A 22,017-nucleotide genomic window follows, 5' to 3' on the forward strand; every position below is an offset into this window, starting at 1 on the left:
ACTCCTCGGCAACCCGAAGGGCCGGGTCTGTTTGCCCACCATCCGGCGTCATCGCTCAGTCGTGTACCGACGTACACTCCCTCACTCTTCCTTGGCTGGCGCGCAAACAGCTTCCGGCGCGGGCCACGCCAATAGTGCTAACAGGCCCTAAACGCGGCGCCTTCTGCCCGGGGCGCCCGGGGTTTTGCCGGCGGAGGCCGGCTTCTCATAGATCATGTAGACATCCGCCCGCTCGTAATGCGAGTCGTGGCGGATGTTCGGCTGCAGGCGGAATCCGGCCTTCTCATACATGCGCAGGGCCGGTTTGAGGCGACTGTTGGATTCCAGGAACAGCGTCCTGCCCTTGCGGCGATGGAATTCGGCAATGGCCGCATCCAGCAGACGCTTCCCGGCGCCCATGCCGCGAAAGGTTTCATCCACGCCCATCTTGGTCAGCTCGTACACGCCGGGTGATTCTTGCAACAAGGCGCAGGTGCCGATGATGTCCTCACCCAGACGCGCAAAGAAAATCATGCCGCCGTGCTGCAGGATGTAGTGCTCCGGATCGGTGAGCACCACCCGGTCGATATCCTCGATGCGGAAGTAGCGCTCCAGCCATTGCGCGTTCAAGCGATAGAAATGCTCGCGCAGCTCGGGCGAATAAGGGACCACTTCCACCGGCGTCGCCATGATCTGGCTGTGTTCGGCCAGGATCGCCTCCGCCACTGGGCGCTCCTGCACGGCGCGCTCGCACGCCGCCACCGCATCCAGCAATTGCTCGACATGTTCGCCCAGCGATACGGAAATGCCGCGCCGCACGGCGCACCAGATCGGGCCCAGTTCACCCAGGGCGCTGACGGCCTGGTCGGTGAGCGTCAACACCGTTCGGCGGCCATCGGCCGGATCGCGCCGCCGCCGCAGCATACCCGCGCGCACCAGTTTGTCGCTGAGCTGGCTGACCGCAGAATGGGTCTGGCCGATGGCATCGGCCACTTCGGTCACCGAGCTTGGACCGATATCCCACAAGTAGCGCAGCACCGGCAGCCAGCGGGATTCGATGCGGGCGCCGCGCACCTGATAGACCTCGTCCACCGCGCCGTAAAAATGATCGCTGAGCGCCTTCAGGCGGCTGCCGAGCGCCAGCCTCTCCAGGGTTGCCAAGTACATGAACCATGCCTGCCACAGAAATACGTAAGTGCTAACGTATCTCTGCCAAGGCCATCCAGCAAGAGCCAATCGTGGCCGATCAGTACCAGGCGACTCGCGTCACCGAACGCCCCAATGCCCTTTCCACTCGCTTGCACAGTTTGGGCGTGCCATTGACCAGCACGGCCTCGCGGGCCTGCTTGAGCATCTGCATGTCGAGGAAGGAATCGCCATAGGCAACCCTCCAGCTCTTTATGCCTTTGGCCGCCAGACTCTGTACTTTGCGGCGCCCGACGTTGTGCACCTTGATGCGCATGCCCGACCAGCCCGGCCGGATCTGCGATCCAATCACGCCAACTTCCGGCAAGCCGAGTTGCGCCAGCAGACGTTCGGCCAGCACCTGCTCGCAGCCGGTGACCACGATCACCTGATCGCCCTCGGCGACATGCTTGCGCAGCGCCTGCAGGCCATCGCGGTAGAACTGGCGCGGGCGGCGCACGATCTGGTCGGCAAACGCCTCGGCAAGCTGCCGATAGCGTTTCTGCCCCATGCCGAACAACGCCACATTCACCAAAGTGCGAGCGGCCCACCAGCGCGAAAATAACGCGCAAGGCAGCCACCACGGCATGGTCAATACGGCCAGCACCTTGCGCCAGAACGATTGCTTGTAGTGATGGCGCATGAACATCGCAAACGAATCGCCCTGAAAGAGCACGCCGTCGAAATCGAACAGCACGATGCGCGACGTGCCGTCATCAGCGCCAGTGTTCTCCGGCGCAGCGGCCATGTCCCCTGTCACCATGATCAGTACGTGCCGAACAGTCGCTTCAATTCCAGACCGGGATCGGCGGCGCGCATGAACGCCTCGCCGACCAGAAAGGCGTTAATGCCCGCTTCGCGCAGGCGCGCGACATCATCCGGCGAATGGATGCCCGATTCCGCAACCAGGATGCGGTCGTATTCCATCAAATGCTGCAGTTCCAGCGATGTGTCCAGCGAGGTATGGAAGGTGCGCAGATTGCGGTTGTTCACGCCGATCAACGGCACCGGCACGGCCTGTGCGCGCTCCAGTTCCTCAGCGTCGTGCACTTCGCACAGCACATCCAGGTCCAGATCGGCCGCCAGCAGGGACAGCTCCAGCAAATCGGCATCGCCCAGCGCGGCCACGATCAGCAGGATGCAGTCCGCGCCGATCACGCGTGCCTCGTAGACCTGATAAGGGTCGATGATGAAGTCCTTGCGCAGTACCGGCAGCGAGCAGGCCGCACGGGCCTGCTGCAGGAAATCCTCGCAGCCCTGGAAGAAATCCTTGTCGGTCAGTACCGACAGGCAGGCCGCTCCGCCCGCCTCGTAGCTGCGCGCGATGGCCGCCGGATCAAACTCCGGACGGATCACGCCCTTGCTCGGGCTGGCCTTCTTTACCTCGGCAATCACCGCCGGGAGCCCTTCGGCAATCTTGGCTTCGATGGCTGCCGCAAAGCCGCGTGTATCGGGCATGTCCTTCACACGCGCGGACAGCTCTTTCAGCGGCAACTTGGTGCTGCGCTCGGCAAGCTCTTCCGCCTTGCGGGCAAGGATGCGTTGAAGGATGTCGGTCATGGGTCTGTGATCGGCGTGGGGGACAAGCAAAACGGAGGGGGAGATTTGCAGCGCCTAGCCGGTAGTATCAGCGAGTCGCCGGGTAGTTGCTACGAACAATTCCATTTTGGCACGCGCCGCGCCGCTGGCGATGGTCGCCCGGGCGAGCTCGATCCCGCCGGCGATCGAATTGACCAGGCCGCAGGTGTACAGCGCAGCACCCGCATTCAGACAGACGATGTCGTGCGGGACGCCGTGGTGGCCCGCCAGCGCATCGAGCAGCATGGTCTTCGACTCTGCGACATTTTCCACGCGCAGATTGCGGCTCGATGCCATGGCCAGGCCGAAATCCTCCGGCTCGATCTCGTATTCGCGGACTTCGCCGTTGCGCAGTTCGCCGACCAGGGTCGCCGCACCCAGCGAAATCTCATCCATGCCGTCGCGCCCCCACACCACCATGGCGTGCTGGGCGCCCAGCGCCTGCAGGGCGCGCACCTGGATGCCCACGAGGTCGGGATGAAAAACCCCCATCAGGATGTTCGGTGCGCCGGCCGGGTTGGTCAGCGGCCCCAGGATGTTGAACAGCGTGCGCACGCCCATTTCCTTGCGCACCGGCGCCACCACCTTCATGGCCGGATGATGGTTAGGGGCATACATGAAGCCGATATCGGTCTCGATCATGCACTGGGTGACTTGCGCCGGGGGCAGATCGATCTTCGCCCCCAGCGCTTCGAGCACATCCGCACTGCCCGACTTGGAAGACACGCTGCGCCCGCCATGCTTGGCGATGCGCGCGCCCGCCGCTGCGGCCACAAACATGGAGGCGGTGGAAATGTTGAAGCTGGAAGCCCCGTCGCCGCCGGTCCCGACGATATCCAGGAAGTGCGGATGGGGCGGCGCATCCACCTTGGCCGAGAGCTCGCGCATCACGCGCGCGGCGCCGGTGATCTCGCCGACGGTTTCCTTCTTCACGCGCAGGCCGGTGATGATCGCCGCCGTCATCAGCGGGCTCACTTCGCCGTTCATGATCTGCCGCATCAGCGCGATCATCTCGTCATGGAAGATCTCGCGATGTTCGATCGTGCGCTGTAGCGCTTCTTGCGGAGTGATCGTGATGGCGCGCCCGGTCATGCGGCGAGCTTTTGCAACGGCAGGCCCAGGAAATTACGCAGCAGATCGTGGCCGTACTGGGTAAGGATCGACTCGGGATGGAACTGCACGCCCTCCACCGCCAGCGTCTTGTGGCGCAGGCCCATGATTTCGTCGATGGAGCCGTCCGGGTTTTCGGTCCAGGCGGTCACTTCCAGACAATCGGGCAGCGAGGATTGCTCCACCACCAGCGAGTGATAGCGCGTCGCTTCAAACGGATCCGGCAAGCCGGCAAACACGCCCTTGCCCAGATGGCGCACCGGAGAGGTCTTGCCATGCATGATCTGCTTGGCGCGAATCACCTTGCCCCCGAACACCTGGCCAATGGCCTGATGGCCAAGGCAGACGCCAAAGACCGGAATCTCGCCGCTCAACTCACGCAACACATCCAGCGACACGCCCGAGTCGTCCGGCGTACCCGGGCCCGGCGAAATCATGATGTGCGACGGCTTCAGGGCGCGGATGCCGGCGACGTCCAGCGCATCGTTACGCACCACCTTCACGTCCTGACCCAGTTCGCCGAGGTACTGCACGAGGTTGAAGGTGAAGCTGTCGTAGTTGTCGATCATGAGCAGCATAAACGACCCATCCACTTGATTTCTCTAAACATATTTACCGAAATCGCTACTGGGCGCCGCACTTGAGGAGCACGCGGGCACTCAGCCGATACCGGTTAATTGTACCGGCCTGCATCGCCGCGGCGCAGCAACGTTCCGGCCCTGGCTGAGCGGCTGAAATCGAATTCGCCCGGCCAATGCATGGCTAAACCAGTCAGGGATGCGCCAGCACGCGGTTGGTGTAGCTCTCCACGACCAGGCTGAAGGGTTGGTTGTCGCCGGTGTACAGCACTGCACGATGCTGCAGCACATGATCCGGGATGGCTAGTGGCTTGCCGCTCGGCGGCGGCAGCGGCGCGCCACTGTCCCAACCTTGCGGCAACGGTGACCACAACAGCTCCGCTGAAAGCGTCTGGCGACGGAAGTGCAACGGCTGGACCACCTTGCCGAACGGCACATCGGAGTGATCCAGCTGCTGGTTCATCGCCTCGGTCAAACGTGCCGGTACATACCAGTTGTCGGCGTCGGAAAGCACCACGCCGCCACAACTCAGCGCCACCCTGCGATAGCGCACCGGTTCGTCCGGCCCGATACCCAGCAAGGCGCGTGCACCTTCCGGCAACGGCTTATCCGCACCGTGTACGCGGTTGGCAATGACGCGTGGATCGGCCGCCAGATGATGCGCGCTGCACCATTGCTCCAGCGTCAAGGTCGCGCTGGGATGGCTGAGCAACTGCGCATTCAAGGTTTGCAGTTCAGCCAGCGCTTGTGTGCGGCTCAACAGGGTGTCTGGCCAGCCTTGCGATGGCTCCTGCGCCAATACGGGTAATGCGCACGCAAGCGAAAACAACGCAATCGAGCGAAAACAACAACCCACCCGCGTCATGACGAATCCTTATTGACTGATCGATACCGACAACATCATCAGAGGCCTTTGGCCGCCTGTGCCACCGCGCGGAATAGCGCGCGTCCCTTGCTCATCGTCTCTTCCCACTCGGATGCGGGATCGGAGTCGTAAACGATGCCTGCACCCGCCTGCACATGCAGGCGCCCGCCCTGGATAACCGCGGTGCGGATCGCAATGGCGGTATCGGCATCGCCCCACCAGCCGATCCAGCCGATGGCACCGGCGTAGATGTTGCGCTTGTAGGGTTCGAGTTCCTGGATGATTTCGAGCGCGCGGATCTTCGGCGCACCGCTGACGGTGCCGGCGGGGAACGTGGCTTTGAGCACATCCATGTAGCTCAACTCCGGTTTCGCCTTGCCTTCTACCTGCGACACGATATGCATCACGTGCGAGTAGCGTTCGACCACAAAGGATTCGCTCACCTCGACGCTGCCGGTCTCGCTGATGCGACCGATATCGTTGCGACCCAGATCGATCAGCATGACGTGCTCGGCGCGCTCCTTGGGATCGGCCAGCAACTCCGCTTCAAGCGCCCGATCTTCTTCCTCGGTCATTCCCCGTTTGCGCGTGCCAGCGATCGGACGCACAACTACCTTGCCATCCTTCAGGCGCGCCAGGATTTCCGGTGACGAACCAACGATCTGGGTATCGCCCAGGTCGACAAAATACATATACGGCGAAGGATTCATCGCGCGCAGCGCGCGGTACACATCCACCGGCCGGGCGTGAAAACCTACGCTGAGGCGCTGCGAAGGAACTACCTGAAAAATATCGCCTGCGCGAATGTATTCCTTGGCCTGCTCCACCATCGCCTCGAAGGCTTCGCGCGTGAAGGAGGATTTGAAATCGCCTTCATCCAGCGCAATGGACTGGGTGAGCTGCGGATACGACGCACCGCCCTGGCGCAGGCGATACACCAAGGCATCGAGCCGGCGCTGCGCATCCGCATAGGCTTGCGGCTGCGATGGATCGGCGTGGACGATCAGGTAAAGGCGTCCCTTCAGATTGTCGAAAACGGCAACTTCTTCGGCCAGCATCAACAGCACATCGGGTGTACCCAGCTCATCGGGGCGATCCCATTGCGCCAGACGCGGCTCGATATAACCGATGGTTTCAAAACCGAAGTAACCGACCAGGCCACCACTGAACGCCGGCAACTGCGGCAAACGTGGCACGTGGTACTGCTTGCGAAGGCACTCGATCTCGGCGAGCGGATCCTCCAGGTGACGGTGCTCGACCACTTCGCCGGCATCTTCCACTTCCAGCTCGTGACCACGCAGGCGATATACGCGCCTGGCCGGCAGACCGATGATCGAATAGCGTCCCCACGTCGCACCGCCTTCCACCGATTCGAACAGGAAGGTGTACGGGCCATCGGCCAGCTTCAGATAGACCGACAGTGGCGTATCCAGGTCGGAGAACACTTCACGCACCAGCGGGATACGGGTGTGCCCTTGCGCTGCGAGCGCCTCGAATTCGTCGCGGGAAATCACTGGGGGTTCCGGAATGGCCGAACAGGGAACGGCCATTGTAGGTAAGCGTGCCCCTAGCCGGCTAGGCGCTGCCTCGGCATGCCGTGCAGGCGAAGGCTGAAAGCGACACCGCTGCCATCCTCGAGATTGCGTGCCGCCGCGACGCCGCCATGCCGCTCAGCCACCAGGCGCACCACATACAGGCCCAGGCCGAGGTGCGGCGCATCGCCCGGTGTGGCCTTGTCACGCAGGCTGACGAGCGAATCGAACAACCGCCCCTGCATGGCTGCGGGCAGCGGCGGCCCCTGGTTGGCCAGCTCGATCTCTGCGCCGTCATCAATCGGACGCAGGCTTAGCCGCAACCAGCCGTCTGCGGGGGTAAACGACAAGGCGTTGTCGAACAGCTTGTCCAGCGCCTGGGCGATCAGCTCCGGCGCGCCATGCAGGTGCAGGGATTGATCGGGCAGCACGCATTCCAGCACCCGCGCGCCGGCCAGTGGCCGGTAGGCATCGGCACAGCCGCGTACGACGTCGACCAGATCGACATCTTCCGGCTCGGCGGCGGCAATCGCGCGCTCCATCCGGCTCGCTTCACTCATGGCGCGAACCAGCGTTCCCAGTCGCGCCACGCCGTCCCGCGCTCGCGCCAGATAAGGCTGCGCCTCCGCGGACAACTCGGCGTGCTCGAGGTTATCGAGCGATGACTTCACGATCGCCAACGGGGTGTTGAGCTCATGCGACAACTTCGAGGCCAGCGTGCGCAGGTAATCGGTATAGCCGCCCACGGCTTCGAACAGTTTCTGGAAGCTGCGGGCCAGATCACCGATCTCGTCCTCGGCTTCGGCCATCGGGAAATGACTGCGGATCATTTGGCCGTCCAGACGTCCGTCATTGATCTGGGCACGCTCGACCGCATCACGCAACCGCCCGAGACGCAAACTGAGGCGCGTCGCAAACAGCAGCAGAATCGCGCCAGCCACCAGCATCACACCAAAACTGGTCATCAGCAGGCTCAGGAACGCACGATTGGCCAGCAGCGGCACCGCTCGGCTGGCCTGCTCCAGCAACAGCACACCGACCACGACATGGTCGCGCTCGACCGGCACCGCCGTCGCCAGCACGACACTGTCGCGCTCCTCACCACGGCGCCAGATGGTGGTGGGCTGACCGGTACGCGCGCTCTGGATTTCCGGCAGGTCCAGGCGCGGGACGTCGGCCGTCCAAAGCTCGGCCTCTTCCAGCGGGTTGGCGAGCAGGGAGCGATAGATGATCGAAGAAAACCAGCCCGGCTGCGGGCCCGAAGTCGTCAAGCGTCCGCTCTGCGCCAGCAGCCAACCAGCCGGCGTCACCAGGCGCGCCCGCGTATCTTCCGGCGCCATGCGCGACAACTCTTGCGCAAGATCCGGCGAATAACGCCACAACGGGCGCACATCGGCGGCAAGCGGATCACCACCATCGACCGCGGTGTAGACGCCCACGCCCAACGCACTGAGTCCAAGACTCGGCGACAGACGCAATTCAGCGTGATAACCACTGCCATCTTCCTGCCACTGACCAACGATCTGATCAGGCAAATCACCCGCCGCAGGATCGAGCGCCAACGCAGTAAAGGCACCCGGTGCTGCGCTGGCGATCAGATAACGCCGATGTTGCGAGCCTTGTACCAGATCCAGGATCAGATGATCGGATGAAAGCGCATTGGGATCGGCCGCATCGGCGCGCGTGCGGCGCGCCACTCTCACCACGATATAGAGATAGAACCCGTTGTCGTCCTCGGCCAGCAACAGCTTGCCGTTCCTGCCTACCGACTGGCTCCAGGGGGTCATCGGCGCCCAGTCGTCGCCGTAACCATCAATCGTGATCGGGTTGACCGCCTGCTGCACATACCAGCCATTGCCCGGCTGCGGCAGCGGTACATCCGTCACGGCGAGACTGCGCGCCACCGCCGTCGCGGTCGCCGTCAGCGCCTGCTCCTGCCCCTGCCGCAACAGGGTTTCCATCTGACGCACGTACAACCAGCCCGCCACCGGTAGTGCAAGCGTGCACAGTGCGACAAGCAGTAGTTTTTGGCGCAGGCTCATTAATCGGTTATCGCTATTTTGAGACGTTTGCGAATGTTGCTGCGGACGACACGAACGCTATGCCTTAAGCCTATCGAGGAGCGCCTGCACAGCGCATCGTAATGCGGGCACATCGCCTGCCGAAACCAGGGTTACACCCGATCCCCCCGGCACGCCGCATGCGGGTGTGACGATCACCGGAATCCCCGCCGTCAGGGCGAGTAAGACGGCACGAGGCGAATGTTCGACATGCGCGGGCAGGGTAACCAGGTCAGCTCGCGGCAACCACGCCGAGGGATGCCACCCCACGTGCTCGACTGCAATGCCGCGCCAAAGCAAAGTATCGTCCGACGGCGAACCCAGCACGAGCAAGCGGCAACGCAGCCCCTGCAGTGCCGACGCCAATTCGTATGCGCCTTTACGCGCCAACGCGCTGGCCGCAAAAACGATCACCGGCACATCGTTTCCTGACAGCTCACGCAATGCCGTTTCTGGGCGAATCCACGGTAGCTTTTCAACGTGCGATAGACCTTGAGCGCACCAGTAATCGGCTATCTCTTGATGCGCCGTAATCACTCGTCGCGCGCGGAGCATGGCCCGAAATTCCGCTTCGAGCAGGTCATCGCTAGCACGAAAATCGGTCAACGTGTCTGAATTGACTACTGTGCCTTGCGCCGCTTGATCTAGGCGCCGCTGGATTTCGCGCATCGGCAATGCCTGCGCCAAGACATCATAACTGCGTCCACCGAGGACTCCCGATTGATACAGATGGGGCAACAGCGTCTGATCCACGACAAGATGCGTATGTTCAGGGCGCAGCCGCCGAGCGTACGCTCGCGCCAGCCTCTGCGCCGACTTCACCACCACAGCTTGTCGCTTTCCCTGTGACCTCGCAGCGCGACGTAGCGACCAACTACGCCAGACGTTTATAGCAACGACAAAGTGGACTTTCTCGGCAATCCTTCCTGGTTCTCGAAACCACAGATCGGTAAAAGAGCGACCGAACAACCAGCGAATGACATTGCGGACTGGTAATGACTGAATACGGTCAGTAGGCGACTCCTTTGTCGCTAGATAAGAAATAAACTCCGGAGTTGCCGCGTCCAGCAACCATGCGCTTGCCTGTTGCGTATGGCCAGACGCCGGCTGATGCCGGAAGCAGTTCAGTTCATTGCACGTGATGCAGCCGCGCGCCGCCAAGATTCGCGGCCGCTGTGCAGACGCACGGTTGTAATCAAATGACGCATCCCCTGGATTGGTCCGGTTTAGCCGATCATCGTGAGCTTTTATCGTCACTATGAGATCTCGCTCCGTCATCACCACTTCGATGCGCCATGGCTCCGGCGCCCGAATTCGGAGATCGACATAGTTCCAGAATACGGTGGCGTCACCCCACCCAGCGTGGTCACCCACGACGCTGTGTGTGTGACGCTCCACCAGTCCGAAACCGGCACGTTCCGCACACACAGCAATGGCATTGGATAATTGACATATGCCGCCAGCGATAGTGGGAATGACGCAACCACCCCGTACTTCTCGCCCTTTCACGTACCCGCGCCATCGCAACGGCCGCCCAAGCTGGCGCCAAAAGCTCAGCACCCCTTGAGCTGGCACGACGATGCCATTGAAAGCCCACACTGCCGTTCTCAGGTTATGCACTTTTCCTGCCAGCAGCACGAACTCGTCGGGGCGAGTGTCATCCCACAGCGGTGTGATGACCTGCGCAATGGTTGCTCCATCGACCAGGTTGGGCGATCTACGCCAACGGCGGTGGTCGCTATCGAGAAGATTACGCGCACTTCGCCGTGCAATCAGCCATCGGCTGCGTATCCAGAACCACGCCGCCTGCCGACGAGTAGGTATCTCCCATGCCTCGCCCATCCAAGCGACTCCATTGCGCCGTATTGATTGGCCATATCGCTCACACGAGCGTCTTACCAATTAATGCTCCGCGGCTTTTTTAACCGCAGAGGGAGGTGGAACGTATTTGGTGTAACTGGATTTCTCCACCACCTGCTTGAATGCATCGACCACGGCCTGCGTCTTGGGATCGCCCTGACCAATGGTCATCGACCAGCTATAGCGGATGCCCGCACTCTTGCCCGGATCGCAGAATACGACCACGTCGTCGACATGGTCGCTACCGGTATACATCACGCCCTTGCATGGCATGTGTGCGTTGCTGATCGGAAAATCGCCGACCTTTCCGGCGGGATCGGTTTGCAGGTAATGCTTGCGATCATCCTGCAGTTCGTCATCCAGCGAACTCAATTTAGCCGGCCATACGTTGAGCACCATCACGCGGTCCGGCTTGCCGGTCCATTCGCCCTGATAAAGCACGTAGTTCACGCCGATGGCGCTGGCGTAGGTGCAACAGTCCTTGGTCCAGCCAGCGGGGGCCGTGGTGGTGATGCTCCACGCAGGCGCGCCGCCGTCGGCCGGACCGTGTGCTTCGACCACGTTATCCGCCGGCGCCGCCGCTGCGGCAGCGCCCGCACACAACAGCAGACCGGTGAGCAACCAACGCAGCCGCCTCACGGACGCCACCGGTAGCCGACGCCGTGCACCGTTTCGATGGCATCGAACTCCGGCGCCACCGCGATGAATTTCTTGCGGATGCGCTTGATGTGCGAGGTGATGGTGGCGTCGTCAACCACCAGCTCCGCTTCACGCATCAGCTGATCGCGATTCTTTACGTGACCGGGAAAGCGCACCAGCGTATGCACCATCCAGAATTCGGTCACGGTAAGCGGCACCTCCACCTCGTTCCAGGTGATGCGCATGCGCTCGGATTCGAGCTTGAGCGGACCGTGTCCGATCACCGTTTCGCTGGAGGCCGGTGTCTTCAGCGATTCGATCCGGCGGAACAGCGCGGCGATGCGGGCCGCCAGCTGATGCAGGCTGGTGTCCTTGCTGAGGTAATCGTCAGCGCCCAGGCGCAGGCCGGAGATCACGTCGAAATCCGAATCGCGGGCGGTGAGGAAGATGATCGGCAGCGTGGCCGAGCGCGCCCGCAACTCGCGGCAGAGGTCGAAACCGCCTTCGGGTTCGTCACCCAGTCCGATGTCGATGATGACCAGTTCCGGCAAGCGCACGGCAAAGGCATTGGATGCCTCCTGGCGCGAGCCGTAGCCGCGCGTGTCGTAGCCGAAGCGATTCAGGGCTTCGACATAGTTGGCGCGAATCAACGGTTCGTCTTCGACAATGGCGATGCTTCGTCCCATAGGGATTCCTCGTGATGATGGCGCGCAGGTTGCTATGCAGGTCGCGCCAGCGCAAGCCGTGGGCGCCGTTTGCCCGCGTTCTGCCAGATTCCATCGCCCGATCGCCCTTGCGCCGCCGGGGGCGGCGCCTTGGCGAGGTGTTTGATATGCCCAAGCCCTAAAGCGAGCCCCAACCCATGCGTGCTGATCCCTCCATCGACCCCAATGCCGAACTCCGCAGCTTTGAACCGCTGCGCGTCGCGCTGGCCGTAGGTTCCTTGCTGCTCGCCTTGCTGATGAGCGCGCAATGAGTACCCCGTCACATGAGGCTGCCGTGGAAGGCCTCGGCGCGGCCGGCGCGCAGGATGTGCCAGCCGGTCGCGCCATTCACTGAGCCCGACTCCGTTGTTCCTCTGCAAACCGCACCACTAAGCCACTTTTCCGGTCATTCCTGTCCCGGCGTTTCCTCCCCTCCCAGCTTCGGAGGGGATTTTTTTGGCGCTTTTGAAATTATTTGCGCCCGGACGGGAACCATTTGGGACAGGCCCGGTCCTATTACCCGACAGGCGCTTATTTCCATGCCGTGGAAGTTACCAGCGCTGACTGACGGCCGAGCCTCCCGTCCTTCAGCCTGCATAAGCACCTGTCAATGGTGTCTCCTCTAGCGTCTTTAGACGCCCCTCCAACCCGGCACAGTCTTCCCCCTGTGCCGGGTTTTTCTTTGCCTGTCAGCCGATGGCCGCGCGCATCTTGTGGATCACGGCCTGATAGTCGGCCGCGCCAAAGATGGCGGAGCCTGCGACAAAGGTGTCGGCGCCCGCTGCAGCGATCTGGCCAATGTTGTCGGCGGTGACGCCGCCATCCACTTCAAGCCGGATCGGCCGACCGCTTTCGTCGATGCGCTGACGCACCGCACGCAACTTGTTCAGCGCCTCGGGAATGAACTTCTGGCCGCCGAAGCCGGGGTTCACCGACATGATCAGCACCAGATCCAGCTTGTCGAGCACGTGATCGAGCCAGTTCAGCGGCGTGGCCGGGTTGAACACCAGGCCGGCTTCGCAGCCGGAGTCCTTGATCAGGGCGATGGTGCGGTCCACGTGTTCGGTGGCTTCGGGATGGAAGCTGATGCGGGTTGCGCCGGCCTTGGCGAAATCCGGCACGATGCGATCCACCGGCTTCACCATCAGGTGCACGTCGATCGGTGCGGTAATGCCGTAGTCGCGCAATGCTTTGAGCACCATCGGCCCCATGGTGAGGTTGGGCACGTAGTGGTTGTCCATCACGTCGTAGTGCACCCAGTCGCCGCCTGCGGCCAGCACCTTGGCGGTGTCTTCGCCCAGCCGTGCGAAATCGGCGGAAAGAATGGAGGGGGCGATGATGGGGGATTGTTTGCTCATGGCGAACCTTGGTGTAGGGATCGAGGTACTGCAGACGCGTAGCGGGGACGTAAGAACTCGTCCTGTCTGCGTCAGAGATGCGAGGAAGCGCTTGCTGGAAGCCGCAATTTTGCCATGAGGCCGGGCCGGGCGTCCCTGCTCGATCCCTGCCCCGCCCTACTTGAAGCCCCGCTCCGCCTTGATCTGCTCGTACGCCGCATTGATTTCGCTGGCGCGCGCCTCGGCGCGTTTGCGCATCTCTTCGGGCAGATCGCCCAGGCGGTCGGGATGGTGTTCGGAAATAAGCTTGCGGTAGGCGCGCTTGATCGCGCGATCATCCGCGCTGCGCGGAATGCCGAGCACGGCATAGGGATCCGGCCCCTGGGTGTTCCGCTGCGGTGGGACATAGCCACCACCGCCATGCCACGCGCCGTGGCTACGCGCGCCCGCCGCGCCCTGCCAGACGTAGCCCTTCATGGCCATCAGCGCCATCAGCTCCATGTCGCTGACGCGCAGGGCAAACGCCAGCTGGCGCAGGATCGCCATTTTCTCGGGCGGCGGATTGCCCTCGGCCAGCACGGTCTCGATCACCACATCCAGCACCGGAAAGGCGTGATCGCGGCGCAGGCCGACCCATTGGCGCAAGGCGTTGATCGGGCCGGTGACATCGAATTCGGGTTGCTTGCCTTCATTGAAGGCGCTGATGGCCCGCTGGCGCGCGCCGGCATCCAGACCCATGCGCGCCATCACGCGTTCGGCAATGGCAATTTCCGCTTCGGAGACGCGGCCGTCGGATTTCGCGATTGCGCCCAACAGGGCAAACAACGGCGATACGTAGCCACCGGCCTCGGGCGTCGCGCTGCGGCGCTGGCTGAAGCGCAGGTTGTCCAGCACGAAACCGACAATCGCTCCTACGCCCGCCCCAACCAGGCCATGACCAAACAGCAAGCCCGCCATGGCGAACCAGAACGTATAGGTGTAGCTCATGGCTGCGCAGCGGCCTGTGGTTGGGGTGTCTGCGCGCTGTACCAGCGTGCGAGTTGATCCAGGTCCGCATCACTGACGGGGCCGATGGCCGCGCGCATCAGCGGTACATTGCGACTGCCGTCGCGGTAATCCTTCAAGGCCTTGCGCAGGTAATCCAGCCGTTGCCCGGCCAGATTCGGCGCGCCGGGGATCTGCGCCATTCCGGTTTCGCCGTGACAAGCCGCGCACAACCCAAGGCGCACCGGCTTGGGTGGCATATCGGCGGCAAGCGCTGGCAGGGCACAGATGAGACCGAGTGCCGCGACGAGTACGGTTCGCATTGGCAACAGATGGATATAAAGGGACGGATTCTAGCAGCGTGCAGGGGCGCCCTGATCTATTCCGCGTGCCCAGCCCGTTACAATAGCCCGCTTGTCGATCTACCGGAGCGCGCCGTGCCCACCACCTTGCTGCAATCGAACCTGCCTGGCCTTGAGCTGATCCACCGCGGCAAGGTGCGCGATGTCCATGCCCTGCCTGGCAATCGCCTGCTGATCGTGGCGACCGATCGCCTGTCTGCGTTCGACGTCGTATTGCCCAACCCTATTCCGGGCAAGGGTGAAATGCTCACTCAGATCTCCAATTTCTGGTTCGGCAAGACGGCGCACATCGTGCCCAATCACCTGCTGCACACGCCGCTGAACGAAGTACTGCCCGAGGGCGCCGATCTCGCGCTGTACAACAAGCGCGCTGTCGTTACCAAGCGACTGAAGCCGGTGCCGGTGGAAGCCATTGCACGCGGCTACCTGATCGGTTCGGGCTGGAAGGATTACAAAGCAACCGGCTCGCTGTGCGGCATCACACTGCCGACAGGACTACGCCAAGCCGAGCAATTGCCCGAGCCGATCTTCACGCCGTCGACCAAGGCGGCGGTGGGCGATCATGACGAGAACGTGAGCTTCGATGCCGTCGTAGCGGCGGTGGGCAAGGATCTGGCCGAACAGGTGCGCGACGCGACACTGGCGATCTACAAGTGGGCGGCTGCCTATGCCGCCGAGCGCGGCATCATCATCGCCGACACCAAGTTCGAATTCGGCACGGATGAGGACGGCAAGCTTTACGTCATGGATGAAATGCTCACGCCGGACTCCTCGCGTTTCTGGCCCGCCGATCAATACCAGATCGGCATCAGTCCACCCAGCTACGACAAGCAGTTCGTGCGTGACTACCTGGAAACGCTGGACTGGAACAAGAAGGCTCCCGGCCCGCAGATTCCAGCCAACGTGATTGCCGGCACGGCAGCCAAGTACGCCGAAGCGCTGCAGCGTCTGGCAGGCATCACCCTGGATTAAGTGATGAAAGCCTGGCTCACCCTTGGCCTGGCGATCCTGGCCGAAGTCATCGCTACCAGTGCGTTGAAGGCATCGAACGGCTTCAGCCAACTGCTGCCGAGTGTCGTGGTGATCGCGGGTTATGGCGTGGCGTTTTTCTGCCTCAGCCTGACCCTGCGGCAGATGCCGCTCGGCATTGCCTATGCGGTGTGGTCAGGCGCAGGCACCGCCCTGATCACCCTTATCGGCATCGCGGTCTATCAGCAGAAACTTGACCTGCCCGGCGTCCTCGGCATCGCGCTGATCGTCGCCGGCGTCCTGGTGTTGAACCTCTTTTCCAAAAGTAGCGCGCACTGATGCGATCGATCGAGCCAGGCAACCGCAGCATGCACGATTGGCTCGATAGCTACAGCCACGATCATCAGCACCCCGCCAATCAGCTGCTGCACTGGATCTGCGTACCACCGATCGTGTGGAGCGCCGTCGCCATGATGTGGACGATTCCCGTGCCGGAAGCGTGGTTTCGTCCGGGCTCGTGGGCGGTGCTGGCGATCGTGCTGGCGTTTACCTGGTATTGGAAACATTCGCGCCGGCTTGGTGCGGCACTGTTGATCGCACTGGTGTTAATTGCGCTGAGCTGCGCCTGGGCCTTTGCGCAAATCGGTCCCGCCTCATTACTCAAGCTTGGCCTGACCGTGTTTGTGGTGGCCTGGATCGGTCAGTTTATTGGCCATCTGATCGAAGGACGTCGGCCGAGTTTTCTTACCGATCTTGCCTACCTGTTGATCGGTCCGGCCTGGTTGATGGATAAACTGCTCCGTCGCATCGGTTTCAGGGAAACCCCATGACGGTTCTGCTTACGCTGCTCAGCAGCGTTATCTGGTGGGTGCTTTACAGCAGTGTCGGCGCCATCGTCCCCGCACTGATCGTGTGGCTCGTGTTGCGCTGGAGCGAACGTGTGCCGGTGGTTTTCAACCGGGCTTACCTTGCCTGCCTGATCTGGTGCCTGTTCGTGATCCTGGTCAGTGCCGGTGTGGCAGCGCACATCGGGGTGCTGCGTCCACCACTCACGCCTTTGCTTGCCAGCAACCTGTTTCGCCTTGTGCTGGCGATATCCATGCTGGTCGGCGTGCTCACATTGTGGCGACTGATTCCACGCATCGATGCGCGGCGCATACGTCTTGCCAGTGCATGCATGGCGGTTGCAGTGGTGATGGCGATCGGCTTCGGCGTCCTCACGACGCTGGCCAGCCGCTAATCCAGCGACTTGCGGTTCAATCTCATGAAATACCCCTTCCTCCTTGCGGAGGAAGGGGCAACGCCATGCATTAGCCGATAACGCGCTTCACCGTGTCGACCACATGGGCCACGGTGAATCCGTAGTACTCGAACAATTGGGGCGCCGGCGCAGAAGCGCCGTAGGTGGTCATGCCGACCGCGTCGCCATCGAGGCCGACGTACTTGAACCAGTAATCGACATTGGCCGCTTCCACCGCCACGCGTGCACGGCACCAGCTCGGCAGCACGGCTTCGCGGTATTCCAGCGGCTGTGCATCGAACTCTTCCGTGCATGGCATCGACACCACACGCACCGGCACGTTCTGCTGCGCCAGCGTACGAGCAGCCTCCATCGCCAGCTCCACTTCCGAGCCCGTAGCAATCAAGATCGCCTTGAACTTGGTATCCGCCGGATCGGAAAGCACATAGGCGCCGCGCGCGATGTCCACTACCTGCTGCGTTGTGCGCTGCTGATGCTTGAGCGTCTGACGCGAAAAGATCAGGCAGGACGGTGCGCCCTTGCGCTCAATGGCTGCTTTCCAGGACACCGCCGATTCCGTCACGTCGCATGGACGCCACACCCTGTTGTTCGGGATCAGTCGCAGCGACCCCAAGTGTTCGACCGGCTGATGGGTCCGGCCGTCTTCGCCCAAACCAATCGAGTCGTGCGTATAGACATGGATGACATGCGCCGGAATCAGGCAGCTCATGCGCACGGCATTGCGCGCATAGTCGGAAAATACCAGGAAGGTACCGTCATACGGCAGGAAACCGCCATGCAACGCCAGACCGTTGGCGATCGCGGTCATGCCGAACTCGCGCACGCCGTAGTGCACGTAGTTACCTTCGGGACCCGTGATGTTCTTGCTGCCCTTCCACATGGTGAGGTTGGAACCGGCCAGGTCGGCCGAACCGCCCACCAGTTCCGGCAACAACGGACCAAACGCGTCCAGCGTCATCTGCGAAGCCTTGCGCGAGGCGACGTCCGGACCTTCGGCCTGCATCTTCGCGATATAAGCCTGCGCCTTTTCCGCGAAGTCCGCCGGCAGCTCGCCAGCCATGCGGCGGCGGAATTCGGCGGCGAGTTCCGGATAGGCAGTCTCGTACTTGGCGAACGCGTCGTTCCACTGCTGCTCGCGCTCGGCACCGATCACCTTCTTGTCCCAGCCGGCATAGATGTCCTGCGGGATTTCGAACGGCGCATAGCGCCAGTCGAGCACATCGCGCGCAGCGGCAACTTCATCCTTGCCGAGCGCCGCGCCGTGGCTTACTTCCTTGCCCTGCTTGTGCGGGGCACCGAAGCCGATGATGGTCTTGCAGATGATCAGCGTCGGCTTTTCGTTTTGCGAGGTAGCCTGCTCCAGCGCCTTTTTCACCGCGCTGGCATCATGACCGTCGATGACGCCAATCACGTTCCAGCCATACGCCTCGAAGCGCTTGGCCGTGTTATCGGTAAACCAGCCTTCCACTTCGCCGTCGATGGAAATGTTGTTGTCATCGTAGATCGCGACCAGCTTGCCCAGCTTCCAGGTACCGGCCAGCGAAGCCACTTCGTGCGAGATGCCTTCCATAAGGCAGCCGTCGCCCACCGTCACATAAGTATGGTGATCGACGATGGTGTGGCCCGGGCGGTTGAAATGCGCGGCGAGCACCTTTTCCGCCAACGCGAAACCCACCGAATTGGCCAGACCCTGGCCCAGAGGGCCGGTGGTGGTTTCCACACCTGGCGTTTCATGGGCTTCCGGATGGCCAGCGGTGTGGGAATGGAGCTGACGGAACTGTTTGATCTGCTCCATCGGCAGGTCATAGCCGGTGAGGTGCAGCAAGGCGTACTGCAGCATCGAACCGTGCCCGTTGGAGAGCACGAAACGGTCGCGATTAGGCCACTTCGGGTTGCCTGGATTGAACTTCAGGAAGTCATTCCACAGCACTTCGGCGATGTCGGCCATGCCCATGGGCATGCCGGGATGGCCGGAGTTGGCCTTCTCCACAGCGTCCATGGCCAGGGCGCGGACAGCATTGGCAAGTTCGCGACGGGAAGTCATCAGGTTTATCTCCGGAGGCAGGCAACAAAAGAAGCTATTGTCGCCGATCGTTTGCGATCTGTCGTCCGATTCCCGCCTGCGAACGCAAAACCTGACGCGACTGAAGTCAGCCGGTCCGCGCGGCGCAGGCCTTGGCGCCCATCTGTCCGAACGCCGAATGTCGCAAATTCATACGTATTCAGAGGCAATTCTTAAATATTAATAAAGTCTTAATACTAAACTTCTTGGTGTTGAATCACGTCAGCGAAAACCCATCTAACCCGTACGCATCGCCGCACGCATGCGTACAGGCTTTCGGCTTCCCCCTAAGTGCCGACGACCTGATCAATGCATAACAAGGAGTACTCCATGAAAAAGACGCTGTTTGCTGTTGCTCTCGCCGCCGTCGGTTTTGCCGCTGTCCCCGCAGCGTTCGCGCAGACCGCCCCCGCTCAGCTTGCCCAGCAGGGCTGGTACGTGGGCGCCGATGCCGGTTATGGCCAGGTGAACAAGGGCCCGTATGACAACCAAGGCAACTACATCGGTGGCGTCAAGGGCGGTTACCGCTTCGCCATCAATCCGGAAACCTCGGTCGGCGTAGAAGCGGGTTACCAGTACCTGGGCTTCGTCAATGCAAAGGGTGCCGAAAACGTGTCTTCGAACCGTGGCCGCCTGTATGGCCCGACCCTCGGCGCCAACCTGCGTTGGAACTTCAACCCGAGCTGGTATGCCGAAATCCGCGCGGGCGCCATGTATGCACAGGGCTCCGGCCTGACCGACACGTATGATTCCTCGTACCAGCGCTTCGAGCGCATTCGCCCGTATGCCGGCGTGGGCGTGGGTTACAACCTTGCTGCGAACTGGAGCGTGGGCGTGAACTACGACTACTACGATGGCCAGGGCAAGAGCGGCAACCAGGGCGTGCAGTTGCAGACCAATGCCGTCACGGTCTCCGCTGAATACCGCTTCTGATCTCAGTTAGCTGGTTGACGCTGAAACAGAAAGGGCGCCCAACGGCGCCCTTTCTTTATGGCCAGATCAATGCCGGCTGAAGCGATCAGCCCTTCCACTGACCCAGCGCGGCAAGACCATTGTCCTTGGCGCGGGCGGAAACCGTCTTCTGGGCTTCGGCGTAGTTGGCTTTCATGTCCTTCGACCACAGCTTGAGCGCAGCCTGTTGCATGGCACGGCCGTAGGAGAAGGAAAGCGGCCACGGATGCGGACCCATGCGGTTCATCGCATTGAGGTGCGCGGTGGACTGTTCGTCGCTCTGGCCGCCGGAGAGGAACACGATGCCCGGCAGGGTGGCCGGCACGGTCGTCTTCAGCACGCGCACGGTGGCTTCGGCCACTTCCTCGACGCTAGCCTGGTCTTCCGCATCCTTGCCCGGGATGACCATGCTGACCTTCAGGATCGTGCCTTCCAGCAGCACGTTCTGCTCATACAGCGCGTTGAACAGGCTGCGCAGCACGGCTTCGTGCACTTCATAGCTGACTTCGATGCTGTGATCGCCGTCCATGATCACTTCCGGCTCGACCATCGGCACCAGACCGGCCTCCTGGCAAAGCGCGGCGTAGCGGGCCAGCGCGTGGCAGTTGGCTTCGATGGCAGTGGAGCTGGGGTTGTCTTCGCTGATATTGATGACCGCGCGCCACTTGGCGAACTGGGCGCCGAGCTTGGCGTATTCGGCCAGGCGCTCACGCAGGCCGTCGAGGCCTTCGGTCACCACATCACCCGGGAAACCGGCCAGCGGCACCGGCCCCTTGTCGACCTTGATGCCCGGGATGATGCCGTGCTTCTTCATCACCTGGGTGAACGGCACGCCGTCCTTGGTCGACTGGCGGATGGTTTCGTCGTACAGGATCGCGCCGGAGATGTGATCGGAGAGGCTCGGCGAGGTCAACAGCAACTCACGGTAGGCGCGGCGGTTCTCTTCGGTGTTTTCAATCCCGACCGCCTCGAAGCGCTTCTTGATGGTGTTGGTCGACTCATCGATGGCGATGATGCCCTTGCCCGGCGCGACCATCGCCAGGGCGATGCTCTCGAGATCTTCAATGCTCATTGGACGACTCCGTAAAACTTTGGCGGCTTACCGCCGCAAGAGAAGGACGCCACCCGTGCGGGCGGTTAGGTTTGAAAAGGCGCGATTATAGACCCAACCGGTCCAGGCGGCGCCCAGACGGACCGAACGGGGGCGCGATCAGCCCTGGGCGTAGCCCGGTAGCTTGCAGGGAGCCATCAAGGCGGCCTGCTGGGCTTTATCGTCCGGCGAGTTGAACGGGACGATGTAATAAGTGGAGATCGGGGTTTCGTTCTTGTTGCTGAGCGACGGCCCATAGCGGAACTTGGACACCGCGCTGATCGCTGCCTTGCCGAGATCGCTCGGTGGCACCATCTTGGCGACCTGCAGGTTCATCGGTACGCCATCGGAGCCGATGGTGTAGGTCACCGCCACGCAACCCGGCTTGTAGATGTTCACGCCACTATTGGGCACATCGACCTGGATGCCTTCCCGGGGATTGTTGATCAGTATCCAGTTGCTGGAGAGCTGCTCCGGCGCGACGCGTTGCGCCTCCTGGGCAATGGCAGGCATGGCGGCAGCAAGCACACCGGCCACCAGCAGGGATTGGCCGAAACGAGTCAAAGCGTGCATGACATGCCTCCGAGGTATGGCGGTTGGGGATGGAACCTAGTCTAGGGCCTGTTAGCACTATTGGCGTGGCCCGCGCCGGAAGCTGTTTGCACGCCAGTCAAGGAAGAGTGAGGGAGTGTACGTCGGTACACGACTGAGTGATGAGGCAGGATGGTGGGCAAACAGACCCGGCCCTTCGGGTTGCCGAGGAGTGGCCACCATGCGGCAGCGCGCGGCTTGCCTTGGCAGCCAGCCAAGCCTGCACCACGCACTACCACCTGACGACCACTCCTCGGCAACGCGGGCTACGCCAATAGTGCTAACAGACCCTAGGGCCTGCCCTAGCCAACCGCCATGCA

General features: G+C 62.2%; 22 protein-coding genes. 5 read left to right on the plus strand and 17 right to left on the minus strand.

What is annotated here, in order from left to right; genetic code table 11:
- Window positions 1-147 precede the first annotated feature (147 nt).
- The 14 genes from ISP19_RS15155 to ISP19_RS15220 all read right to left on the minus strand — a co-directional run bounded on the left by ISP19_RS15155 (window position 148) and on the right by ISP19_RS15220 (window position 14,734).
- Complete coding sequence (locus tag ISP19_RS15155) at window positions 148-1,146, minus strand: bifunctional helix-turn-helix transcriptional regulator/GNAT family N-acetyltransferase (RefSeq protein ID WP_204683237.1); 999 nt, start codon at window positions 1,144-1,146, stop codon at window positions 148-150.
- Window positions 1,147-1,225: 79 nt separating this feature from the next.
- Window positions 1,226-1,927 (minus strand): HAD family hydrolase, encoded by a 702-nt coding sequence (locus ISP19_RS15160; protein WP_239556830.1) that lies wholly within the window; start codon window positions 1,925-1,927, stop codon window positions 1,226-1,228.
- A gap of 2 nt (window positions 1,928-1,929) precedes the next feature.
- Complete coding sequence (gene trpC, locus ISP19_RS15165) at window positions 1,930-2,724, minus strand: indole-3-glycerol phosphate synthase TrpC (RefSeq protein ID WP_204683238.1); 795 nt, start codon at window positions 2,722-2,724, stop codon at window positions 1,930-1,932.
- A 54-nt stretch (window positions 2,725-2,778) separates the two neighbouring features.
- Window positions 2,779-3,834, minus strand: a complete 1,056-nt coding sequence (gene trpD, locus ISP19_RS15170; RefSeq protein WP_204683239.1) for an anthranilate phosphoribosyltransferase — start codon at window positions 3,832-3,834, stop codon at window positions 2,779-2,781.
- Window positions 3,831-4,430: an anthranilate synthase component II gene (locus tag ISP19_RS15175; RefSeq protein ID WP_204683240.1), complete on the minus strand. Its 600-nt coding sequence runs from the start codon at window positions 4,428-4,430 to the stop codon at window positions 3,831-3,833. The genes trpD and ISP19_RS15175 overlap by 4 nt, the downstream gene beginning before the upstream one ends.
- Before the next feature lie 193 nt (window positions 4,431-4,623).
- Window positions 4,624-5,295 (minus strand): hypothetical protein, encoded by a 672-nt coding sequence (locus ISP19_RS15180; protein ID WP_204683241.1) that lies wholly within the window; start codon window positions 5,293-5,295, stop codon window positions 4,624-4,626.
- Window positions 5,296-5,333: 38 nt separating this feature from the next.
- A complete protein-coding gene (gene trpE / locus ISP19_RS15185; RefSeq protein WP_239556831.1) occupies window positions 5,334-6,845 on the minus strand; it encodes an anthranilate synthase component I in 1,512 nt (503 codons plus the stop codon).
- Between the two features lie 17 nt (window positions 6,846-6,862).
- Window positions 6,863-8,869 carry an ATP-binding protein gene (locus ISP19_RS15190; protein WP_204683243.1) on the minus strand — a complete coding sequence of 669 codons (2,007 nt, stop codon included), beginning with the start codon at window positions 8,867-8,869 and terminating at the stop codon, window positions 6,863-6,865.
- A 57-nt stretch (window positions 8,870-8,926) separates the two neighbouring features.
- Complete coding sequence (locus ISP19_RS15195) at window positions 8,927-10,729, minus strand: VanW family protein (protein ID WP_204683244.1); 1,803 nt, start codon at window positions 10,727-10,729, stop codon at window positions 8,927-8,929.
- A gap of 60 nt (window positions 10,730-10,789) precedes the next feature.
- Entirely contained in the window at window positions 10,790-11,386 is a 597-nt protein-coding gene (locus ISP19_RS15200) for a hypothetical protein (protein ID WP_284384679.1), read from the minus strand.
- Window positions 11,383-12,072, minus strand: a complete 690-nt coding sequence (gene pdsR / locus ISP19_RS15205) for a proteobacterial dedicated sortase system response regulator (protein ID WP_204683245.1) — start codon at window positions 12,070-12,072, stop codon at window positions 11,383-11,385. Before pdsR ends, ISP19_RS15200 begins: the two co-directional genes overlap by 4 nt.
- A gap of 707 nt (window positions 12,073-12,779) precedes the next feature.
- On the minus strand, window positions 12,780-13,448 hold the full coding sequence (gene rpe / locus ISP19_RS15210; protein WP_204683246.1) for a ribulose-phosphate 3-epimerase: 669 nt from the start codon (window positions 13,446-13,448) through the stop codon (window positions 12,780-12,782).
- Between the two features lie 156 nt (window positions 13,449-13,604).
- On the minus strand, window positions 13,605-14,414 hold the full coding sequence (gene djlA, locus ISP19_RS15215) for a co-chaperone DjlA (RefSeq protein WP_204683247.1): 810 nt from the start codon (window positions 14,412-14,414) through the stop codon (window positions 13,605-13,607).
- The gene (locus ISP19_RS15220; RefSeq protein WP_204683248.1) at window positions 14,411-14,734 is read right to left on the minus strand and encodes a c-type cytochrome; all 324 of its coding nucleotides are present in this window, start codon (window positions 14,732-14,734) and stop codon (window positions 14,411-14,413) included. Before ISP19_RS15220 ends, djlA begins: the two co-directional genes overlap by 4 nt.
- A 114-nt stretch (window positions 14,735-14,848) precedes the next feature.
- Between ISP19_RS15220 and ISP19_RS15225 the strand changes: the two genes are divergently transcribed.
- The 4 genes from ISP19_RS15225 to ISP19_RS15240 are packed head-to-tail and all read left to right on the plus strand — an operon-like array spanning window position 14,849 to window position 16,982.
- Window positions 14,849-15,745, plus strand: a complete 897-nt coding sequence (locus ISP19_RS15225; protein WP_204683249.1) for a phosphoribosylaminoimidazolesuccinocarboxamide synthase — start codon at window positions 14,849-14,851, stop codon at window positions 15,743-15,745.
- Window positions 15,746-15,748: 3 nt separating this feature from the next.
- On the plus strand, window positions 15,749-16,081 hold the full coding sequence (locus tag ISP19_RS15230) for a DMT family transporter (RefSeq protein WP_204683250.1): 333 nt from the start codon (window positions 15,749-15,751) through the stop codon (window positions 16,079-16,081).
- A gap of 29 nt (window positions 16,082-16,110) precedes the next feature.
- Window positions 16,111-16,572, plus strand: a complete 462-nt coding sequence (locus tag ISP19_RS15235) for an Mpo1 family 2-hydroxy fatty acid dioxygenase (protein ID WP_204683251.1) — start codon at window positions 16,111-16,113, stop codon at window positions 16,570-16,572.
- The gene (locus ISP19_RS15240) at window positions 16,569-16,982 is read left to right on the plus strand and encodes a hypothetical protein (RefSeq protein ID WP_204683252.1); all 414 of its coding nucleotides are present in this window, start codon (window positions 16,569-16,571) and stop codon (window positions 16,980-16,982) included. Before ISP19_RS15235 ends, ISP19_RS15240 begins: the two co-directional genes overlap by 4 nt.
- A gap of 70 nt (window positions 16,983-17,052) precedes the next feature.
- Here ISP19_RS15240 and tkt read toward each other — a convergent pair whose 3' ends face one another.
- Window positions 17,053-19,047, minus strand: a complete 1,995-nt coding sequence (tkt, locus tag ISP19_RS15245) for a transketolase (protein WP_204683253.1) — start codon at window positions 19,045-19,047, stop codon at window positions 17,053-17,055.
- 348 nt (window positions 19,048-19,395) lie between these two features.
- Here tkt and ISP19_RS15250 point away from each other — a divergent pair, with 348 nt between their 5' ends.
- Entirely contained in the window at window positions 19,396-19,998 is a 603-nt protein-coding gene (locus ISP19_RS15250; protein WP_204683254.1) for an outer membrane beta-barrel protein, read from the plus strand.
- Window positions 19,999-20,083: 85 nt separating this feature from the next.
- Here the strand turns inward: ISP19_RS15250 and ISP19_RS15255 are convergent, their stop codons facing one another.
- On the minus strand, window positions 20,084-21,088 hold the full coding sequence (locus ISP19_RS15255; RefSeq protein ID WP_204683255.1) for a class I fructose-bisphosphate aldolase: 1,005 nt from the start codon (window positions 21,086-21,088) through the stop codon (window positions 20,084-20,086).
- Between the two features lie 138 nt (window positions 21,089-21,226).
- The gene (locus ISP19_RS15260) at window positions 21,227-21,679 is read right to left on the minus strand and encodes an energy transducer TonB (RefSeq protein WP_204683256.1); all 453 of its coding nucleotides are present in this window, start codon (window positions 21,677-21,679) and stop codon (window positions 21,227-21,229) included.
- Between the last annotated feature and the right edge of the window lie 338 nt (window positions 21,680-22,017).

This window comes from Dyella flava (assembly GCF_016904955.1).
Taxonomy (GTDB): Bacteria; Pseudomonadota; Gammaproteobacteria; order Xanthomonadales; family Rhodanobacteraceae; genus Dyella_B; species Dyella_B flava.

What these genes read in the sequence shown, in the direction of transcription:
- ISP19_RS15155 (WP_204683237.1), bottom strand. Translation starts at nt 1,146, where the DNA reads ATGTACTTGGCAACCCTGGAGAGGCTGGCGCTCGGCAGCCGCCTGAAG.
- ISP19_RS15160 (WP_239556830.1), bottom strand. Translation starts at nt 1,927, where the DNA reads ATGGTGACAGGGGACATGGCCGCTGCGCCGGAGAACACTGGCGCTGAT.
- trpC (WP_204683238.1), bottom strand. Translation starts at nt 2,724, where the DNA reads ATGACCGACATCCTTCAACGCATCCTTGCCCGCAAGGCGGAAGAGCTT.
- trpD (WP_204683239.1), bottom strand. Translation starts at nt 3,834, where the DNA reads ATGACCGGGCGCGCCATCACGATCACTCCGCAAGAAGCGCTACAGCGC.
- ISP19_RS15175 (WP_204683240.1), bottom strand. Translation starts at nt 4,430, where the DNA reads ATGCTGCTCATGATCGACAACTACGACAGCTTCACCTTCAACCTCGTG.
- ISP19_RS15180 (WP_204683241.1), bottom strand. Translation starts at nt 5,295, where the DNA reads ATGACGCGGGTGGGTTGTTGTTTTCGCTCGATTGCGTTGTTTTCGCTT.
- trpE (WP_239556831.1), bottom strand. Translation starts at nt 6,845, where the DNA reads ATGGCCGTTCCCTGTTCGGCCATTCCGGAACCCCCAGTGATTTCCCGC.
- ISP19_RS15190 (WP_204683243.1), bottom strand. Translation starts at nt 8,869, where the DNA reads ATGAGCCTGCGCCAAAAACTACTGCTTGTCGCACTGTGCACGCTTGCA.
- ISP19_RS15195 (WP_204683244.1), bottom strand. Translation starts at nt 10,729, where the DNA reads ATGGGCGAGGCATGGGAGATACCTACTCGTCGGCAGGCGGCGTGGTTC.
- pdsR (WP_204683245.1), bottom strand. Translation starts at nt 12,072, where the DNA reads ATGGGACGAAGCATCGCCATTGTCGAAGACGAACCGTTGATTCGCGCC.
- rpe (WP_204683246.1), bottom strand. Translation starts at nt 13,448, where the DNA reads ATGAGCAAACAATCCCCCATCATCGCCCCCTCCATTCTTTCCGCCGAT.
- djlA (WP_204683247.1), bottom strand. Translation starts at nt 14,414, where the DNA reads ATGAGCTACACCTATACGTTCTGGTTCGCCATGGCGGGCTTGCTGTTT.
- ISP19_RS15220 (WP_204683248.1), bottom strand. Translation starts at nt 14,734, where the DNA reads ATGCGAACCGTACTCGTCGCGGCACTCGGTCTCATCTGTGCCCTGCCA.
- ISP19_RS15230 (WP_204683250.1), top strand. Translation starts at nt 15,749, where the DNA reads ATGAAAGCCTGGCTCACCCTTGGCCTGGCGATCCTGGCCGAAGTCATC.
- ISP19_RS15235 (WP_204683251.1), top strand. Translation starts at nt 16,111, where the DNA reads ATGCACGATTGGCTCGATAGCTACAGCCACGATCATCAGCACCCCGCC.
- ISP19_RS15240 (WP_204683252.1), top strand. Translation starts at nt 16,569, where the DNA reads ATGACGGTTCTGCTTACGCTGCTCAGCAGCGTTATCTGGTGGGTGCTT.
- tkt (WP_204683253.1), bottom strand. Translation starts at nt 19,047, where the DNA reads ATGACTTCCCGTCGCGAACTTGCCAATGCTGTCCGCGCCCTGGCCATG.
- ISP19_RS15250 (WP_204683254.1), top strand. Translation starts at nt 19,396, where the DNA reads ATGAAAAAGACGCTGTTTGCTGTTGCTCTCGCCGCCGTCGGTTTTGCC.
- ISP19_RS15255 (WP_204683255.1), bottom strand. Translation starts at nt 21,088, where the DNA reads ATGAGCATTGAAGATCTCGAGAGCATCGCCCTGGCGATGGTCGCGCCG.
- ISP19_RS15260 (WP_204683256.1), bottom strand. Translation starts at nt 21,679, where the DNA reads ATGCACGCTTTGACTCGTTTCGGCCAATCCCTGCTGGTGGCCGGTGTG.